Source organism: Pseudoalteromonas sp. 2CM41L (assembly GCF_023161905.1).
GTDB lineage: Bacteria > Pseudomonadota > Gammaproteobacteria > Enterobacterales > Alteromonadaceae > Pseudoalteromonas > Pseudoalteromonas atlantica.
Map to the genome: position 1 here is coordinate 76,199 of NZ_JALNTN010000010.1, position 18,640 is coordinate 94,838.

At 41.2% G+C, this 18,640-nt stretch carries 12 protein-coding genes; 4 read left to right on the plus strand and 8 right to left on the minus strand.

What is annotated here, in order from left to right; all coding sequences use genetic code 11:
- The first annotated feature begins 48 nt into the window (after positions 1–48).
- Genes MTF64_RS12770 through MTF64_RS12785 form a run of 4 tightly spaced genes read left to right on the plus strand, consistent with a single transcriptional unit; the run spans position 49 to position 10,923 of the window.
- Positions 49–6,210, plus strand: a complete 6,162-nt coding sequence (locus MTF64_RS12770; protein WP_248451624.1) for an Ig-like domain-containing protein — start codon at positions 49–51, stop codon at positions 6,208–6,210.
- A 3-nt stretch (positions 6,211–6,213) separates the two neighbouring features.
- Complete coding sequence (locus MTF64_RS12775) at positions 6,214–7,062, plus strand: MBL fold metallo-hydrolase (RefSeq protein ID WP_096739013.1); 849 nt, start codon at positions 6,214–6,216, stop codon at positions 7,060–7,062.
- 59 nt (positions 7,063–7,121) lie between these two features.
- Complete coding sequence (locus MTF64_RS12780; protein WP_248451660.1) at positions 7,122–9,290, plus strand: adenylate/guanylate cyclase domain-containing protein; 2,169 nt, start codon at positions 7,122–7,124, stop codon at positions 9,288–9,290.
- Entirely contained in the window at positions 9,262–10,923 is a 1,662-nt protein-coding gene (locus MTF64_RS12785) for an HD family phosphohydrolase (protein ID WP_248451625.1), read from the plus strand. Before MTF64_RS12780 ends, MTF64_RS12785 begins: the two co-directional genes overlap by 29 nt.
- 447 nt (positions 10,924–11,370) lie before the next feature.
- On the opposite strand, the gene MTF64_RS12790 is transcribed toward MTF64_RS12785, so the two are convergent.
- The 8 genes from MTF64_RS12790 to iscR all read right to left on the minus strand — a co-directional run bounded on the left by MTF64_RS12790 (position 11,371) and on the right by iscR (position 18,565).
- Positions 11,371–12,798 carry an NAD-dependent succinate-semialdehyde dehydrogenase gene (locus MTF64_RS12790; RefSeq protein ID WP_248451626.1) on the minus strand — a complete coding sequence of 476 codons (1,428 nt, stop codon included), beginning with the start codon at positions 12,796–12,798 and terminating at the stop codon, positions 11,371–11,373.
- A gap of 396 nt (positions 12,799–13,194) precedes the next feature.
- Complete coding sequence (gene fdx, locus MTF64_RS12795) at positions 13,195–13,533, minus strand: ISC system 2Fe-2S type ferredoxin (protein WP_004585776.1); 339 nt, start codon at positions 13,531–13,533, stop codon at positions 13,195–13,197.
- A gap of 10 nt (positions 13,534–13,543) precedes the next feature.
- Positions 13,544–15,406: a Fe-S protein assembly chaperone HscA gene (gene hscA / locus MTF64_RS12800; protein ID WP_248451627.1), complete on the minus strand. Its 1,863-nt coding sequence runs from the start codon at positions 15,404–15,406 to the stop codon at positions 13,544–13,546.
- A gap of 41 nt (positions 15,407–15,447) precedes the next feature.
- Positions 15,448–15,975: a co-chaperone HscB gene (hscB, locus tag MTF64_RS12805; RefSeq protein WP_004585774.1), complete on the minus strand. Its 528-nt coding sequence runs from the start codon at positions 15,973–15,975 to the stop codon at positions 15,448–15,450.
- Between the two features lie 96 nt (positions 15,976–16,071).
- Positions 16,072–16,395: an iron-sulfur cluster assembly protein IscA gene (iscA, locus tag MTF64_RS12810; RefSeq protein WP_004585773.1), complete on the minus strand. Its 324-nt coding sequence runs from the start codon at positions 16,393–16,395 to the stop codon at positions 16,072–16,074.
- A gap of 9 nt (positions 16,396–16,404) precedes the next feature.
- Positions 16,405–16,788, minus strand: a complete 384-nt coding sequence (gene iscU / locus MTF64_RS12815) for a Fe-S cluster assembly scaffold IscU (protein WP_004585772.1) — start codon at positions 16,786–16,788, stop codon at positions 16,405–16,407.
- A gap of 42 nt (positions 16,789–16,830) precedes the next feature.
- Positions 16,831–18,048, minus strand: coding sequence for an IscS subfamily cysteine desulfurase (locus tag MTF64_RS12820; RefSeq protein WP_004585771.1), 1,218 nt, complete (start codon positions 18,046–18,048; stop codon positions 16,831–16,833).
- Between the two features lie 25 nt (positions 18,049–18,073).
- Positions 18,074–18,565: a Fe-S cluster assembly transcriptional regulator IscR gene (iscR, locus tag MTF64_RS12825; RefSeq protein WP_004585770.1), complete on the minus strand. Its 492-nt coding sequence runs from the start codon at positions 18,563–18,565 to the stop codon at positions 18,074–18,076.
- Between the last annotated feature and the right edge of the window lie 75 nt (positions 18,566–18,640).

An 18,640-nucleotide genomic window follows, 5' to 3' on the forward strand; every position in this document is an offset into this window, starting at 1 on the left:
TTCAGGTTAACTAACTTGAATATAAAGCTTTTTATTGGAGTATGTAGAATGACAGCAAAGAACCTCTTTTTGCTCGGTTCAATGGTTTTTTTGCTTAGTGCGTGTGGAGGCTCCGATGAGACAGCTCAACAAGACTCAGAACAGCTACCTGTAGAACAAGTTACACCCACCCCTTCTGCTACACCGATAAACCTTACAGGTATAACGGGTGACTCTGTTGTTACTAAAACACAGGTGTCGGGTGCTGTGGCCTCTAGCAGAGGGGTTGTAGGCACAACGGTTGCAAACTCTCAAGCTACAATAACTCTTTCGCAAACTAATGAAGTTATACAAGGCAATATCACTTTTTTACTTAGCGTATCTGATCCCGATGGCATTAGCGCAGTAAATTTAGTACTGCCGAGTGTAAATAAAAGCCTAGCACTTTGCACACAAGCATGTGGAACAGATTTTGAGCAGTCGGTTATAGGGTTGAGCCCTTACTTTTATGGCGTTGATCCTGGTGATCTGCGTTTAGAGATATGGGTCACCGATAGCCTTAACAACCAGGTACTTGCAGACGCAGTGACGGCTAATTGGCAACCCTACCAAATAGAAGGCACAACAGCACAGCGAGACGGACAAACGATTAATTTAGCGTGGCAAGAAAACGAAAACTTAAACCGCTACAATATTTACTTAGCAACCGAAGCTGGCATTACCACCAGCAATATAAATACGCTAGAAAATGGCCAGCAGTTTTTAAGCGTATCAGGCTCTAGTTTTAGTGTAGACAACCTATTAGCTGATAAAAGCTATCAAGCTTTAATAACTGGTGTAGATGGCAGTGGTGAAAGTGGCTTTGCAGAATTAATTAACGTAGCACCGCAAGGAGGAGAGCTAAACTTTGCGCCAAAAGCGGTAAACGATCAATTTTTAGTTAATGAAGATCAAGCCTTACAAGGCAACGTTTTAACTAACGACACTGATGAGTACCAAGGGGAGCTATATATAAACGCAACCCCTTTAGTTACCCCTCAGCATGGCAGTATTTCACTCAGCGAAAGCGGTGATTTTACTTATACGCCACGAGCTAACTTTAACGGCATTGATGCATTTAGTTACCAAGTAATTAATGAACTTGGGATGACAGATACCGGCATTGTAGAAATTACGATTAACGCTGTAAACGATGCCCCCATAGCCCTTAATAACACATACAACATAAGTGCTGACGGAACGTTATTAGTTGGCGCCCCCGGCTTATTAAATAACGACAGCGATATAGACCAAGATCTACTCACTCTAGATACAACGCCTGTTAACCTACCAAGTAAGGGTACTCTCACACTTGTTGCTGATGGCAGCTTTGAATATGTAGGTAGTGCAAATATGCAAGGCACTGATAGTTTTCAGTACCGTATTTTTGATGCTCAAGGTGCTGAGGCTATTGCAAGTGTTACAATTAATGCACTGGATCAAAATAGCCCGCCTACTGCTGCAAACGATAGCTATAGTGTAGATGAAGATACCACACTTGTAGTTGATGCAAGCCAGGGTTTACTTGCTAACGACACAGACCCTAATAATGATACTTTCATCATTGATGATACTTATCTTATTTCACCTGCCCATGGGCAATTGCAATTAGCTACCGATGGTAGTTTTTCATATATTCCTGATGCTAACTACTACGGTATCGATGAATTTCAATACCAAGTGATCGACACTTTCGGTGCCACTGCCACTGCAACGGTAACACTCACAATAAATAGCACGCCTGATACCCCTAATGCTCAAAATGATGAATACCAATTTCAGTATAATCAAACACTGGTTATTTCAGCTGAAAATGGCTTACTTAAAAACGATGTAAACATAGAGCCAGGTAATCTCACCGTTAACACCACTCCCGTAGTTAACGTACAAAGCGGTACTTTGACACTTAACGTTGATGGGTCATTTTCCTATCAACCCGATTCAGATGCATTAGATGTTGATAGTTTTACTTATTCAGTTTCAAATGAACAAGGGCTAACATCCAAAGCACAAGTTGTATTAAGTAAAACAGGCTCTAACTCCCCTGCTGAAGCTAATGATGATGAATATACGATATTAGAAGACAGCCCAGCTACTTCGCTAAACGTATTAGAAAACGATACCGATGCCAACGGCGATACACTTACCCTGACTAATGTTACAAATACAATCGGCAGTGCACGCATTGTAAACAATAGAATTGAGTATACACCTGAGCCCAATTACTTTGGTGAAGTAGCCCTAAACTATACGATTTCTGATGGCATTGCAGATGGCACGCCAGCTCAAAGCAGCGCAATAGCCACCCTCATTATTATACCGGTTAACGATGCCCCCATTGCAGTGGCTGATAGCGCCGCAATGCAAGAAGATGCATCGCCAATTTTAGTTGATGTGCTTGCCAACGACACTGATATAGACAGTGATAATTTAACTATAACAACTGTAGGCACCGAATTTGGCTCAGCCAGCATTGTTGATAATAAAATTCAGTATAGCCCCCCCCCTCACAGTAATGGAGTTGCCATTGTCTCTTATACAGTATCAGATGGTAATGGAGCGAGTGCCAGCGCCAATTTACAAATAACTATATCTCCGACTAACAATGCACCCGTGGCAAATTCCGATAATATTACAATTGCTGAGGATGCACAGGCAACTTTAATAAATGTACTAAGTAATGATACTGATTTAGATGGCGATAACTTAACAATTAGTTCAGTAGTAAGTGATGTTGGTAATGTCTCTATTGCTAATAATCAAATTCAATATACACCTGAAGCAAACGATAATGGCACTGCCCGCGTTACCTACACTATTAGTGACGGTACGCAAAGTGCTACAGGTACGCTTACAGTAACAATTACACCTGTGAACGATGTCCCTGTAGCAAACCCTGATACTGCCACTATTTTAGAAGATGCCGCAGCAACAAATATAAATGTGCTGAGCAACGATACTGATATAGAAAACGATACTCTTTCTATTACTTCTGTAAATGCTGATGTTGGCGCTATTTCTAGCTCTGGTGCTAACGTTGTTTACACGCCAGAAGCCGACTTTAATGGCCAAGTAATCGTAAATTATATCCTAAGCGATGGTACAGACACTGCTGCGGGAACACTAACCATTAATGTAACCCCGGTAAATGATGCGCCTGTAGCGCAACCTGATACAGCAACAATCGATGAAGATGCTCCCGAAACAACCATTGACGTTATAAGCAACGACACCGATGCAGATGCAACCGATACCCTAGCTATAACAGCTGTTACAGCGGATATTGGTACAGCGAGCCTTGAAAATAATGAGATTAAATATACCCCCGCCTTAAACAACGAAAGCACAGCAACAATCACCTACACATTAAGTGATGGTACTGATGAGGTGCAAGGTAATTTAACCATTACAATTGTACCAATTAACGATGCTCCAACGGCAGTAAACCAAACCTTTGCTATTGGTGAAAATGCCACAGATGGAGAAACAATTGGTACTGTAACAGCGTCTGATATTGAAAATAACACCCTCACTTTTAGCCTAAGCGGCGGCCAAACAACGCTATTTAGTATCGATAGCATTAGCGGACAATTAAGCGCAAATGGTACAAGCCCTTTCAATTATGAAACGGCTACGCAACATACTATAGATATTAATATTACTGATGATGGTTCTCCAAATGAAACCACGACAATAACCGTTACTGTAAACATTATTCGCGAAAACGACCCGCTAATTCCAGTGGAAGATGATACATTTGGGCGGCCAATTAATGGGCAAATAGACCTTACGCGTGTTTTTTCTGACGGTGAATTTAACGACAGTATTGAGCTTAACACTAACCTTTATTTTGTTGGATACAATAACAACTCAGACGCAGATATTATTGTTGCTTCATATACAAATGCCGGCAATGTAAACACAGCATTTAATGGCAATGGCTTTATAACAATTGACCTAGGTGAAGATGAAAAAGGCACTGCTATCATCTCTGGTAATGGTGAGCTGTTTATAGGTTATTCAAGCTTTAATGGCTCAGAAACTGAAGCATGTTTATTAAAAATGAGTGCTACAGGCATTATAAGTACTAACTCTGGTGACGCTAACAGCGGTACTAAATGTACAACACTGGCTAGTGAATCTGTAATAAACGACCTTGAGTTCACCGATAATAAAATACAAGGCGTTGGCTACTCGGTAAGTGGCTCAGACAAAGACAGTTTATTTCTTAAATTTGATGTATCGTCCCTCGCTTATGAATCAGGCAGCCCAGGTATAGTGGATGTAAGTGGCCAGAACCTGGATGATGAATCTCACGCTATTAAAAACTTTGGTAACTCTGATTTACTTGTAGTGGGCAGCGCCATAGGTGAAGAAGGTGATTTAGATGCAACTATCAGATACCTTATTCCGGATGGCAACAATCGAGGAAGTTTTAACTCTGGCGAAGCGCTTATATTAGATTTATCGGATGAAGAAGGGGACGATGAGCTATTTGCTATTGGTGGCATAGACGCGATTAATTTTACTGCTTATTTAGGAGGTTATATTACTCGTCCATCAGGTGAAAAAGAAGCAGTTTTGATTTCAGTCGACCACTTAGGCGATATTGACGATGATGATATTGAAGAAGAAATTACAATTTATAATATTGATGGAAACTCGGGCTCTGCTAATGGCGGCGCACAAATAACGGGTGTGCAATACGCCCCTATGAGTAATCAACTAATTCTCTCAGGTACTACTGGTGTGGAAGCCTCTGGTGATACCCAAAACGAGCAACTATTTTCGGCGCGAGTATCTATATCTGATGGCGCGCTTGACACCAGCTACGGCAATGCAGGCATAAACATCGTCTCTAACGTTATCAGTCATCAATCTGCTAATGCATCAACTATTGATGTAAATGACACTCTGTGGCTATCAGGCAGATTTAACGATTCATCTAATGAGCCTTTTGTAACGTCAATAACGAGTGATGCAAATTTAAACACCGACTTTGCAATAAATGGCTATACAAGTATAAATGACTTAAGTGTTAGCTCAGACGACTTATCAATGAATGTATTGCAGCTACAAAACGGCGTGCAAGCCAATAAGTTTTTAAGTGCCTCTATTGCACAACTTAATACTAATAATAAGCTAGTGCTCACTCGCTATACCAGTGCAGGCATTATTGATACCAGCTTTAGCCTTGATGGTAGTAAAGCCCTAAATATTAATGTTGCCTTTAAAACCATTACTTTAAAAGAGCTTAGCGATGGCAGCATCATTATTGCGGGTACACTCATAAACGGTTTAAACGAAGAAGGCTTTATAGCAAAAATAGACCAGGACGGTTACCTAGATGAAAGCTTTGCCACCGAAGGTATTTATACCACTGTAGATATATTAAATATCAATATTAACTTTGCAGATGTTGCAGTAGATAGCAGCGGCTATATTGTTGCTGTAGGATCTTCGACTAATGCTTTAAGCGTAACAAGATCGTTTGCAACGATGTTAAAAAGCGATGGTAATTTAGAAAATAGCTTTGCTACAAGCGGTGCTTACTACGGCAGCGTAGATGAGTTTTTTGAAACACTCTATATAGATGCAAATAAAGATATATATATTGCAGGCAAGCAAGTATCTGGCAGTGACTCGCAATTAATAATGTTGAAAATAGACGACGATGCTAACGCGCTATTTAGCTATACAGATAGCCGCTCTTCGACAGATATTAGTAATAGAGCAGCAAAAATACTCGCCGATAGCGCGGCAAATCTCTATTTAGTTGCTAATGAAGGCACTACGCCAAACCAAGCGGTGATCATCAAGTTACAACCAGATGGAACTGAAGATACAAGCTTTGCCACTAGTGGTGTGGGGCAATATCAATTAGCACCAAGTTCTGATACTAAAGTTACCGATGCGGCGATTGATACTACAGGTAATATAATTTTATCAGGCATGAGTGATTCTAAAGGGGTGATTGGCCGTATATTAGCTAATGGCACTATCGACACCTTATTTGGAGAAAATACGCTTGGTTATTATCAGGCTAATCAATGCGATGGCACACATCAGTTTACATCAATGCTTTTACAAACAGATACCCAAGTGGTACTTAGCAGTACATGCTTTGATAATGCCTCTAATAATGTCAGTTTATCTAAGTTTAACTTTTACCCTGATGGAGTTAAGCCCTAAATTATGAAAGTTAAATTTTATGGCGTAAGAGGCTCAATGCCATCTCCGGGTGAGCATACGCACCTATTTGGTGGTAACACCTCATGTGTGTATGTTGAGCAAACAAATGGCAAAAGCCTGATTCTCGACTCAGGAACGGGCATTGCACAGTTAGGTGAAAAGCTCATAGAGCACACGACCCCCATTGCAATTTTATTAACGCATAATCATTGGGATCATATTCAAGGCTTTCCTTTTTTTAAGCCTATTTACCAAGCCGATCGTGATATAACCATTGTTGTAGGTGATGTTGAAGACGAGCAAACTAAAAATGCGATTTTAATGCAAATGTCTGGCTCTTTTTTTCCGGTTAGCTACCAACACTTACCTGCAAACATTACATTAAACACTCAGCTTGCTACTCAAAAAAACTTTACTCTAAATAGTTTTAACGTATTTACCGCGCCGTTAAATCACCCAGGCGGTGGTACAGCGTATTGTGTGCATGCTGAAGGCAAAAAAATTGCTTATATAACAGATAACGAATTGGCCCCACCCGGTGTTGTTAAAACCACAGTTACCCAGTGGGCTGATTTTATTAAAGATGCTGACTTATTAATTCATGATGCACAATTTACTACCGAAGAGCTCACGCTTAAGCACGGTTGGGGGCATAGTACATTTAAGCAAGTAGCTGAATTAGCAATGCAATCGTGTATTAAAAATTTAGCGATTATAAGCCACGACCCAACAAGAACCGATGACGAGCTACTCGCAATAGAAACACATTTACAGGCAAATTATGGCGAGCATATTAATATTGAATGTGCCAGAGAAGGCCGAACGTTTGAGTTTACGCCAAGTAAGGATTAATAGTTATTTCTCGCGTTTATATTCCTAAAATTTATCGCCACATATTTGTAGGCTTAGCCATTACGCTGCTTATAGCTGCTGTAGAATTATTCTCTAGTGGCGCATTAGCCAAGCTGCTCAATAGGGTCGAAGGTATTATTTACGACTCTAGGCTATTGCTAACTTTACCCGATACTCCCCGTCAGCTCGACGAAACCGTTGTTATTATCGACATAGATGAAAAAACGATGCAAGAGCAAGGGCGTTTCCCGTGGAGCCGGGCAAAAATGGCTGACCTGGTAAATAAACTCACAGAGGCCGGTGTTGTAGTTATTGCATTTGATATATTTTTTTCTGAACCGGAAACAAACCCTGTTAACCAAATTCAATCTAGAGCCCCTGATTTATTAAGTGCATACAAAGTAGCTTTAAATGATATTAAACATCAGGTAGATGCTGATACCACCTTTGCTAAAGCACTCAATAGTAACGATACCGTATTGGGTTTTTTATTAAACAACGATACCTACAAACAGCGTAACCCGTTGCCAGAGACAAGCGTACTATGGCCTAAGAGCGAGCAAAGTAACTCCCAAGTAACCCAGTTTTTAGGCGCTACTGTTAATATACCTATGCTGCAAAATAGTGCTACGGGCAACGGATTTATCAATGCTCACAGCGAAAACGACGGATTTATCCGTAAAGCGGCACTGGTTAATAGAGTCGGTGCTAAGCTCTACCCTTCTTTAGCACTTGAGGCAGCACGTTTATATACCTTAGCGGACAGTGTTGAAACACGCGCGAGTGCCCAAGGCGACCTGACTTTTTTTGAAGGGGTTAAATTTCATGAGCATTGGATTCAAACAGATGAGTACGGCCAAATTTATATCCCGTACAAAGGCCGTGCTAAAAGTTTTCAATATTACTCTGCCACAGATGTATTAACCAAAAAAGTTGCCGAGCAGCAATTAGAAGGCAGCGTAGCATTTATTGGTACATCCGCAATTGGTTTAGCTGATTTAAGAGCAACACCAGTGGGTTTACAATACCCTGGGGTAGAAGTGCATGCCAATATTTTTGAAGGGCTACTCCATCCAGAAATTTTACCTTCTCAACCCACATGGGCTTTAGGGGCAACATTATTAATAATTACCTTTGTGGGCTGTTGCTTATCGTTTTTAAGTTTTCGTAAAAGCGCCCGCTTTATTGTCACGCTTTCAGTGAGTATGGCCGGGCTGGTTATATTGCTTAATTTTTATTTATGGTCAGTACAAAAAATTAGTCTGCCGCTATTTATGCCGCTGTTACTTATTTCCCTATTAGCAGCCTACTTTGTTTTTATTGGCTCTATAGCAGAAATGAAGCACAGCCGAAAAATTAAATCGATGTTTAATCAGTATGTACCGCCTGATCATATTGAGCAGTTAATTCGCCAACGTAAACAGCTTACTCAGCAAAGTATAAAACGAAATATGACCGTATTATTTGCTGATATAAGAAGTTTTACTGCGCTGTCGGAAGGAATGAGCGCAAATCAATTAAGTGATTATTTAAATCAGTACTTATCGGCGACTACAAAAGTTATTTTTGATCACAGCGGCACAATAGACAAATACGTAGGCGATATGATTATGGCCTTTTGGAATGCCCCACTTGAAGATAGCGACCACGCAAAACACGGTGTTGAAGCAGCAATGGCCATGGTAGCAGGCCTTACAAGCCTTAATAAAGCATTTGCTGAGCAACAGCTTCCTCCCATTAGCATTGGTGTGGGTATAAGCACTGGCGAAATGAATGTTGGCGATATGGGCTCGGTGTACAGAAAAGCCTATACAGTACTTGGAGATGCAGTTAATTTAGGCTCAAGAGTAGAAAGCTTGACCAAATTTTACGGGGTAGCTATTCTGGTTACAGAAGAGACAATGCTTGCTTGTCCACATATTGCATTTCGCTTAATTGATAAAGTACAGGTAGTGGGTAAAGTAAATGCAACTGAGCTATATGAGCCTGTCAACTTTATAGCTGATATAAGCGAAAGCCAGCTATTTGAAATTAAAAAGTCGTTCACTGCTATGCAGCATTACAATAATAAAAATTGGCAACTCGCTCTATCGTTATTTGAAGAGCTAAGTGAAACTAGCTTATTGACTGACCACGTTTACCACATTTTTATTAACCGAATTAAAAATACCGATTTGCAAACTTTAGCACAGGATTGGAATGGCGCCTTTATTCACAAAACAAAGTAGTAATAATATGTCTGAGTACATTAAAGATAGAACAAATCTTCATCACTTTATTGATATTAGTATTAGGCTAACAACAGAAAAGGATGCGAGTAAACTTCTTGAAGAAATTCTACAAGTTGTTATGTCTATTTCTAACTCTGACGCAGGGACTATTTACTCTATTACAGATGACAAGCAGCTAAAGTTTGAAACGGTTATTAATAAATCTTTAGACCTCTATTTAGGGGGAGCTTCAGGGAAGCCCGTTGACTTTCCTAATATAGATTTGTTTATAGATGGAAAAGAAAACGAAACAGCTATTGTCGCTCATGCGGTTAACTCTGGTGAGATTATTAATATTCCGGATGTCTACGCGGCCCTGCCCTTTGATATGAGCGCTGCGCGTAATATGGATGCGCGTACGGGATATCGTACTAAATCTATGTTAACGATTCCGCTAAAAGATCATACCGATGATATTATTGGTGTGATCCAACTGATCAACGTAAAAGATCAACACGACAATATAATCACTTATAGTGACGAACTTGTCACATTGATACGATCATTTGCATCGTTAGGCGCTATATCACTGACAAACTCTACCCTTATTAAGGGAATGGAAGAGCTATTTTCTAAATTTGTAGAAACCATTGCTATGGCCATCGACGAAAAGTCCCCTCATACCGGCGGACACTGTAAGCGAGTTCCTGCGCTTACTTTAATGCTTGCTGATGCTGTGCATAAAATTGACCGTGGTCCCTTGGCTAACTTTTTAATGAGCGATTCAGACCGCCATGAGCTAGATATAGCAGGCTGGCTTCATGATTGCGGCAAAATAGCGACCCCCGATCACATCATGGAAAAGTCGACCAAGTTAGAAACTATTTTTGATCGTATTGAACACATTGAAGCTAAATTTGAAGTTATTAAACGTGATTTAGAAATAAGCTATCAAAAACAAATTATCTCTGCAATGAAGCTCAATAGGCCAATTGAGGTTTTACAATTTGAGCGCTTACTCGATACCGAATTAAAACAACTTTCTTTAGATCGCGCGTTTTTGCAAAGAGTTAATGTGGGTGGCGAGTTTTTATCAGATGAAGATGTTGCGAATATTGACCGCATAGCATCTCATTATCACTTAACTATAAACGGCAAAGATACCCCGTTACTAAACGCAGATGAAGTAGAGAATTTACAAATACGCAGGGGCACACTAACGCTCGGCGAGCGCGATGTTATGAAGCGCCATATGGATGTGACTAAAAATATTTTAGACACACTGCCATTCCCTAAACATTTAAGTAATGTGTCTGAATATGCATTGGGCCACCACGAAAAACTAGATGGTACAGGCTACCCGCAAGGATTAACTAAAGAGCAAATGTCGATTCCGGCAAGGCTAATGGCCATTGCAGACATTTTTGAAGCCTTATCAGCAGTAGATAGGCCTTATAAAAAAGCAAAGCCAGTGAGTGAGTGTTTAGCTATTTTAGGAAAAATGGTAGAGAACAACCATTTAGACGCCGATATATTCGCGGTATTTGTAGAGAGTGAAGTGTATAAGCACTACATAAATGAGTACGCAATTGCAGAGCAGTTAGACTTTGTTGATTTAACCACCCTTCCTGGCTATTCACCTATAAAATAAGCCAGCTTAACTTACTCAAGCTATAAAAAATGCCACCTTGCGGTGGCATTTACACACGGGTTATTTCTACAAGTAGAAATTCTTTTTATTTTTGATTATTTTTAAACAAAAATTATGCCGTAAATGTAGCACTAAGGCCTATATCTAGCAATAAAAAGGTAACCTGTAGTTATAAACCTATACCAATTCGCAATAATATTTAATCATTTTTTTGGGCTAAACGTACCGCTACCGGCGTTAAAAAATGCTCATTTACGACTACATGGATGCACAAGGTAGAGCAATGCAGGCGCGATTGCCGAGAACAACTAAATAGCGAATTTTTTGCCTAGCTATCAACACGTTTTTCCATCCCCAAATTGATCACTTAATTAAGCAAATTGGTATTAGTAACCTAAACCGTGCTGGATAAACCAAATTTTCCATAGCTTAAGTTGTCATCATTTTTTAAACTTTGATACACACATATTTTTCTTCAAGGTATTCATCAAGCCCTTGATGGCCGCCTTCTCGGCCTAAGCCTGATTGCTTAACTCCACCAAACGGTGCCGCAGGGTTAGATATAACCCCTTCATTAACACCAACCATGCCAAACTCAAGCCCTTCGCTAATACGATAAATCTGCTTGATATTTTGACTATAAAAATAAGCCGCTAAGCCATATGGAACATCGTTAGCAAGGGCAAGTACTTCGCTTTCCTCATCAAAAGGAATAACCGTTAATACCGGGCCAAATACTTCTTCGTGGTATATATCCATTTCGGTCGTTACGTTAGTAACAATGAGCGGGTTTTGAAAGCTGCCGCCTAAGTCGCTGTTATCCCCTATTAGGTCTGCGCCTTTATCAAGTGCATCTTGCACAAGCTGCTGCACTTTTTCTTTCGCTTTTAGGTAAATCAGGGGGCCAATGTCTACGTCCTCTTCAAACCCATTGGCTACTTTTAATGCGGCTACTTTAGGCGTAATTTTACTAAGCACTTCATCTAAAATACTGCGCTGTATAAAAACCCGGTTTGCGGCTACACATGCTTGGCCACTGTTTCTAAACTTAGCCGCCATGAGGCCGTCGATTGCTTCGTCTATATCGGCATTATCAAAAATAATAAAGGGGGCGTTTCCGCCAAGTTCCATTGAGGTACGTTTAATCGTACCCGCACACTGAGAAAGTAACTGCTTGCCTACGCCTGTTGAACCTGTAAAAGTAAATTTGCGCACCACTTCTGAGTCAGTAAGTATTTGTCCGACTGTTTTTGCGTCTTGCGAAATCAGTACGTTAAAAGCCCCTTTTACAAACCCCGCTTGATCGGCAAGGTATGCCAATGCCAAAGCACATAAAGGTGTATATTCAGAAGGTTTTAGCACAAAGCTACAGCCTGCAGCGTATGCTGGCGCCACTTTACGTGTCACCATAGCAACCGGAAAGTTCCAAGGAGTAATGCCAGCCACAACGCCTACAGGTTGTTTAAAGCTCGTTAATCTATGTGTATCGTCGGTTGGGGGGATCACATCGCCGTAACTGCGTTTAGCTTCTTCTGCAAACCATTTTATAAACCCAGCGCCATAGTCTATTTCACCTAACGACTCTTTAAGCGGTTTACCTTGCTCTTTTGTCATTAGCTCAGCAAGCGTTTGCTTGTGTTTTATTACCAGCTCATACCAACGCATTAGCGTATCACTTCGCTCAGTAGCATTGGTTGATTTTAACTTAACAAATGCACCTTGCGCTGCCTTTATTGCGCTATTAACGCCTTGCTCGTCTATATCACTTACTTCAACAATACTTTTTTCGGTCGCGGGGTCGTCAACGCTAAAACGTTTATTGGTTTTATAAAATTCACCATTAATAAACGAGTCACAAAAAATTAGATTACTCAAAATAGACCTCCGAAATAGTTTTATGGGTTAGGTAAAACGCGTAGCAGCGGGTTTAGCCAAAAGCGATAATTCCTTGACTGTAATTCGACCTGTAAAACGTGATCACTTTAGATCTAGGCCTATTTTAAAAACGCGACATAAAGTCGCTGCTACGGTGTAAGATGTAGCAGCGGGTTTACCCCGCGATTATGATTACGTGGTCATTCATTTAAAAACGCGACGTAAAGTCGCTGCTACCGTGTAAATGTAGCAGCGGGTTTACCCGGCGATTATGATTACGTGATCATTCATTTAAAAACGCGACATAAAGTCGCTGCTACGTGCTTATACAATCTCTTAAACAAAAAAGCCGCTGTAAAAAACAGCGGCTTTTAAAAAATTCTCGTTAATTAAAAACTAGTGCTCTTCATTAACGATATTGAGATTGTACTTAGGTATTTCAACTACTAAGTCTTCATCTCTAATAACTGCTTGGCATCCTAAGCGAGATTCTGACTCTAAGCCCCATGCTTTATCTAGCATGTCGTCTTCGAGCTCATCGCTTTCATCTAGTGAGTCAAAGCCTTCGCGGATCACTAAATGGCATGTAGTACATGCACACGATTTTTCACATGCGTGTGGAATGCTAATGCCGTTTTTAAGGGCCACATCAAGGACTGTTTCGCCCGCAGGCGCTTCAAGTGCTGCACCGTCAGGACATAATTCCGGATGGGGAAGAAAAATAATTTGTGGCATTCTAACCTCTTTAAACGTTGTCTACTGACTGCCCTGTAAGGGCCTTTTTAATTGATGCATCCATTCTGCGCGAGGCAAAATCGCTGCTAGCGTTATCTACTTTTTCAATTGCGGCTTTAATTTCACCTGGTTGCTGTGCGGTCTCGCGCACTTTAGCAAGCTCGCTTATTTCAGCTTTTAAATTAGCAATTTGAATATCGTCGAGCAACTCACCGTCGCTAGCAAGTGACGCCTCTAGTGCTTCTATAACACGTAGCGCCTCTACTTGTTGCTCTTTAAGCATACGTGCTTGCATGTCGTCTTTAGCGTTACTCATTGACTCTTTAAGCATGTTAGCTACTTGGTCATCAGATAAGCCAAACGATGGTTTAACTTGGATTTCAGCTTGCACACCCGTTGATTTTTCCATTGCTGATACACTTAACAAGCCATCGGCATCCACTTTAAAGGTAACTCGAATATGTGCAGCGCCTGCTGCCATAGCCGGTATGCCTTTTAAGCTAAATTTAGCCAGCGAGCGGCAATCGTCAACCAGTTCGCGCTCACCTTGTAGCACATGTAAAGACATTGCCGTTTGGCCGTCTTTAAAGGTAGTAAATTCTTGCGCACGAGCAACAGGAATAGTGGTATTACGCGGAATTATTTTTTCAACTAACCCACCCATCGTTTCAAGGCCAAGCGACAGTGGTAATACATCAAGTAATAGCATGTCAGAATCGGGCTTGTTACCTACTAATACATCAGCTTGTAATGCAGCACCTAATGCAACAACACGATCTGGGTCGATTGATGTTAGCGGCTCTTTTTCAAAAAAGCCTTCAACTTGGCTGCGAACCAGTGGCATGCGAGTTGAACCACCTACCATTACAACTTGCAGCACTTCTTCATTTTCGATGCCAGCATCTTTTACTGCACGACGACACGAACGAAGTGTTTTTTTAACAAGTGGCATGGCCAGCTCGTCAAAGGTTTCACGTGTCACTTCTACGGTGTGTTTTTGCTCGTCAAATTCAAGCACTACATTTACTTTAGCGTATTGGCTTAGTGCTTCTTTACAGGCTTTTGCTTTATTGATGAATAAACGTAAAACTGAAGGTGATAATGATGACACACCTGTTTGCTGTTTAAAGTAATCGACTAATAACGAATCGAAATCATCGCCACCTAAGCTCGAATCACCGCCAGTTGCCATTACTTCAAACACACCTTGGTGTAAGCGAAGTATAGAAATATCAAAAGTGCCGCCGCCTAAATCGTAAACAGCAATGATGCCTTCTTGGCCCGAGTCTAACCCGTAAGCGACTGCCGCAGCGGTTGGCTCGTTTAATAAACGTAATACGTTAATGCCAGCAAGCTCGGCTGCATCTTTAGTGCTTTGGCGCTGTGCGTCATCAAAGTACGCAGGCACAGTAATTACTGCTCCTAAAATGTCTTGATTACCAAAGCTTTGCTCTGCACGCGCTTTTAGAGCCGCTAAAATATGGCTAGAGGCTTTAACAGGGCTGATTTTTCCGGCATCGGTTTGAATGGCAAGCGAGCCGTTATCTTCACAAAATTGGTAAGGTAATTGGCCGTAGCTTTGCTCTATTTCGGCTTGGGTTTTACCTAAAAAACGCTTAACCGAAATAAGGGTATTGGCTGGGTCTTGTGTTGCAGCTTGTGCAGCATCGGTGCCTACCGTGATGCCGCCAGCTTGGTAACGCACAACCGATGGCAACATGGCTGCACCAAGGTCATCTGTTAATGTGCGGGCTTCGCCACTTTGTACCGTTGCAACCAATGAATTAGTGGTACCTAGGTCAATACCTATTGCTAATTTGTGTTCATGTGGTGCCGCGCTCTGCCCCGGCTCAGCAATTTGCAATAATGCCATAATGCTCTTTAAACTCGTGTTGCTCGCTTTACAGCAAGTAATTAATCGTCAAATAAACTGTCTTCAATGCGCTCAAGTTCGTCTTCTAATTTATATACAAACTTTAATTTGCGAATGTTGTCAGCAGCTTGTTGATATTGCGCCTCGTCGTTACTTGCAAGTTGCTCGGCAAGTTCATTACTGTATTGGATTTTTAATTGCTTTATTTGTGATTCAAAATTGGCGATAGCGGCCTCAGGATTACTTGCTGAAGCGAGCTCTTCAAGCTCTTCACGCAGTTCCATTTGCTGCATTAAGAACATTGGATCTTGCAGTGTTTGTTGCTCAGCTCGAATATCAACACCTAGTTCGCTGAGCATATATTCTGCTCGTTTTACTGGGTGTTTTAGCGTTTGTAGCGCATCGTTAATTTCAGCGGTACTTTGTACGGCCATTAACTTATCACGGCTGCTCGCATTAGCGTGGCGATCGGGATGCACTGCGCGCTGCAGCTCTAGGTAATGCTTATTTATTGTTGCCAAGTCAATGTTGTAATCAACTGGTATTGCAAATAACTCAAAGTAACGCATAGCTTCAACCAATAAAATTTAGAAATACAAATTTCACAAATAACAAAGCCCTACAATTACTGGCAGGGCTTAAAAATACTACAAAGGTAGCTGAGCTTAAACAGTAAAGCTTTCGCCACAACCACACTCGTCAGCTTGGTTAGGGTTATTAAATTTAAACCCTTCATTTAAGCCTTCTTTGGTGTAGTCAAGCTCAGTGCCGTCAATGTAAACCAAGCTTTTAGCGTCAACAATTAAGGTAACGCCTTTAGCTTTAAAGGTTTCATCGTCTTCGTTAAGCTCATCAACAAACTCGAGTACATAAGCAAGACCTGAACAGCCCGTCGTTTTAATGCCAACGCGCAGGCCTAAACCTTTACCGCGGTTTGCTAAAAATGATTGTACGCGGTTTGCTGCCGCATCTGTCAATGTCACTGCCATGAATTTCTCTTACTTCGCTTGTTTGCTTTTGTAATCAGCAATTGCTGCTTGAATTGCATCTTCAGCTAAAATTGAACAGTGAATTTTCACTGGTGGTAATTCAAGCTCTGCACTGATATCAGTGTTTTTAATAGTTGATGCTTCGTCTAGTGTTTTGCCTTTCACCCACTCTGTTACAAGTGATGATGAAGCAATTGCACTGCCGCAACCGTATGTTTTAAATTTTGCATCTTCAATAACGCCTTCAGACGATACTTTAATTTGCAATTTCATTACGTCACCACATGCTGGTGCGCCAACCATACCCGTTGCCACTGACGGATCATTTTTGTCTAAAACACCAACATTACGTGGGTTTTCTACGTGGTCGATTACTTTATCACTATAAGCCATAATTCTATCCTCATTACCTGCTACGGTAGGTGCTCACTCGTATTAGTGGTGAGCCCATTCAACTGAATCTAAATCAACACCTTCTTGATGCATTTCCCATAAAGGAGACATCTCGCGTAGGCGACCGATAGAGTTTTTCATTAATTCAACGGTGTAATCAATTTCTTCTTCGGTAGTAAAACGGCCAATACTAAAACGAATTGAGCTGTGTGCTAGTTCGTCGTTACGGCCAAGTGCGCGTAGTACATATGAAGGCTCTAAGCTTGCCGATGTACACGCAGACCCTGATGATACCGCTATGTCTTTTACTGCCATAAGTAACGACTCACCTTCAACAAAGTTGAAGCTGATGTTTACAATACCTGGTACTGATTGGTCTTGTGCGCCGTTAAAGTATACTTCGTCCATATCAGCCATAATGCCGTCAATTAGGCGTTTACGTAATGCGCTGATGTGTGCGTGATCTTTTTCAAAATCTTGCTTAGCAATTCTAAATGCTGCACCCATACCTACTAGCTGATGAGTTGCAAGTGTACCTGAACGCATACCACGTTCATGGCCGCCACCGTGCATTTGCGCTTCTAGGCGAGCACGTGGTTTACGACGAACGTAAAGTGCGCCAACACCTTTAGGGCCATATACTTTGTGGCCTGAGAACGACATAAAATCAACTTTAAGCTGTTGTACGTCGATTAATACTTTACCTGCGCTTTGTGCTGCATCTACGTGGAACATAATTTTACGTTCGCGACACATTTCGCCAATAGTATTGATATCTTGAATTACACCTAGCTCGTTATTAACGTGCATAATGCTGACAAGAATAGTGTCGTCACGCATAGTTTCTTCAAGCTTTTTAAGATCTAATAGGCCGTTTTCTTCAACGTCCATGTAGGTTACTTCAAAGCCTTGGCGCTCAAGTTCACGACACGTATCGATTACTGCTTTGTGCTCAGTTTTAGCGGTAATAACGTGCTTACCTTTCTTTTTGTAAAACTGCGCTGCACCTTTAATTGCAAGGTTATTTGATTCTGTTGCGCCCGATGTGAAAACAATTTCACGCGGGTCAGCATTAATTAAATCGGCAATGTCTGTACGCGCTTGGTCAACTACTTCTTCAGCTTGCCAACCAAAACGGTGCGAACGTGACGCAGGATTACCAAAATTACCGTCCATTGTCAGGCATTGCATCATTTCTTTTGCAACACGCTCGTCAACAGGCGTGGTCGCTGCGTAATCTAAATAAATCGGTAACTTCATTTCTCTCTCCGCTGCAGGTCAACTTTTATAGTTGACAGCTTACTTGAATGTTTTCCAACTGCTTAATTGCATTATTGATGCTGTTATCTTGGCGAGATGCGATTTCTTTCACATCTGATTTTTCCACCAATTCAGCTAAGGTAATATTATTTAAAAACTCTTCGATACGTGCGCTTAAATCAGACCATAGGTTGTGAGTTAAACAACGCATACCGCTTTGACACCCGGTATCGGCACCTTGGCAACGTGTTGCATCTACCGATTCGTCTACGGCGCTAATTACATCGCCAACAGAGATAACCGCGGCTTCTCGGCCTAGCAAATAACCGCCACCAGGACCACGAACCGAGCTCACTAAGCCATTTTTACGTAAACGGGCAAATAATTGCTCAAGGTAAGACAAAGAAATTTCTTGTCTTTGTGAAATATCAGCAAGGGCCACAGGACCTACACTCGCATGTAGTGCAACATCCAGCATAGCTGTTACGGCATATCTGCCTTTTGATGTTAACTTCATAACGCCCCCCGCACAAAAGAGTGCAAATTTTAATTACCAGAGTAAAATAGTCAAGTATTATCACTTGATAAAAAT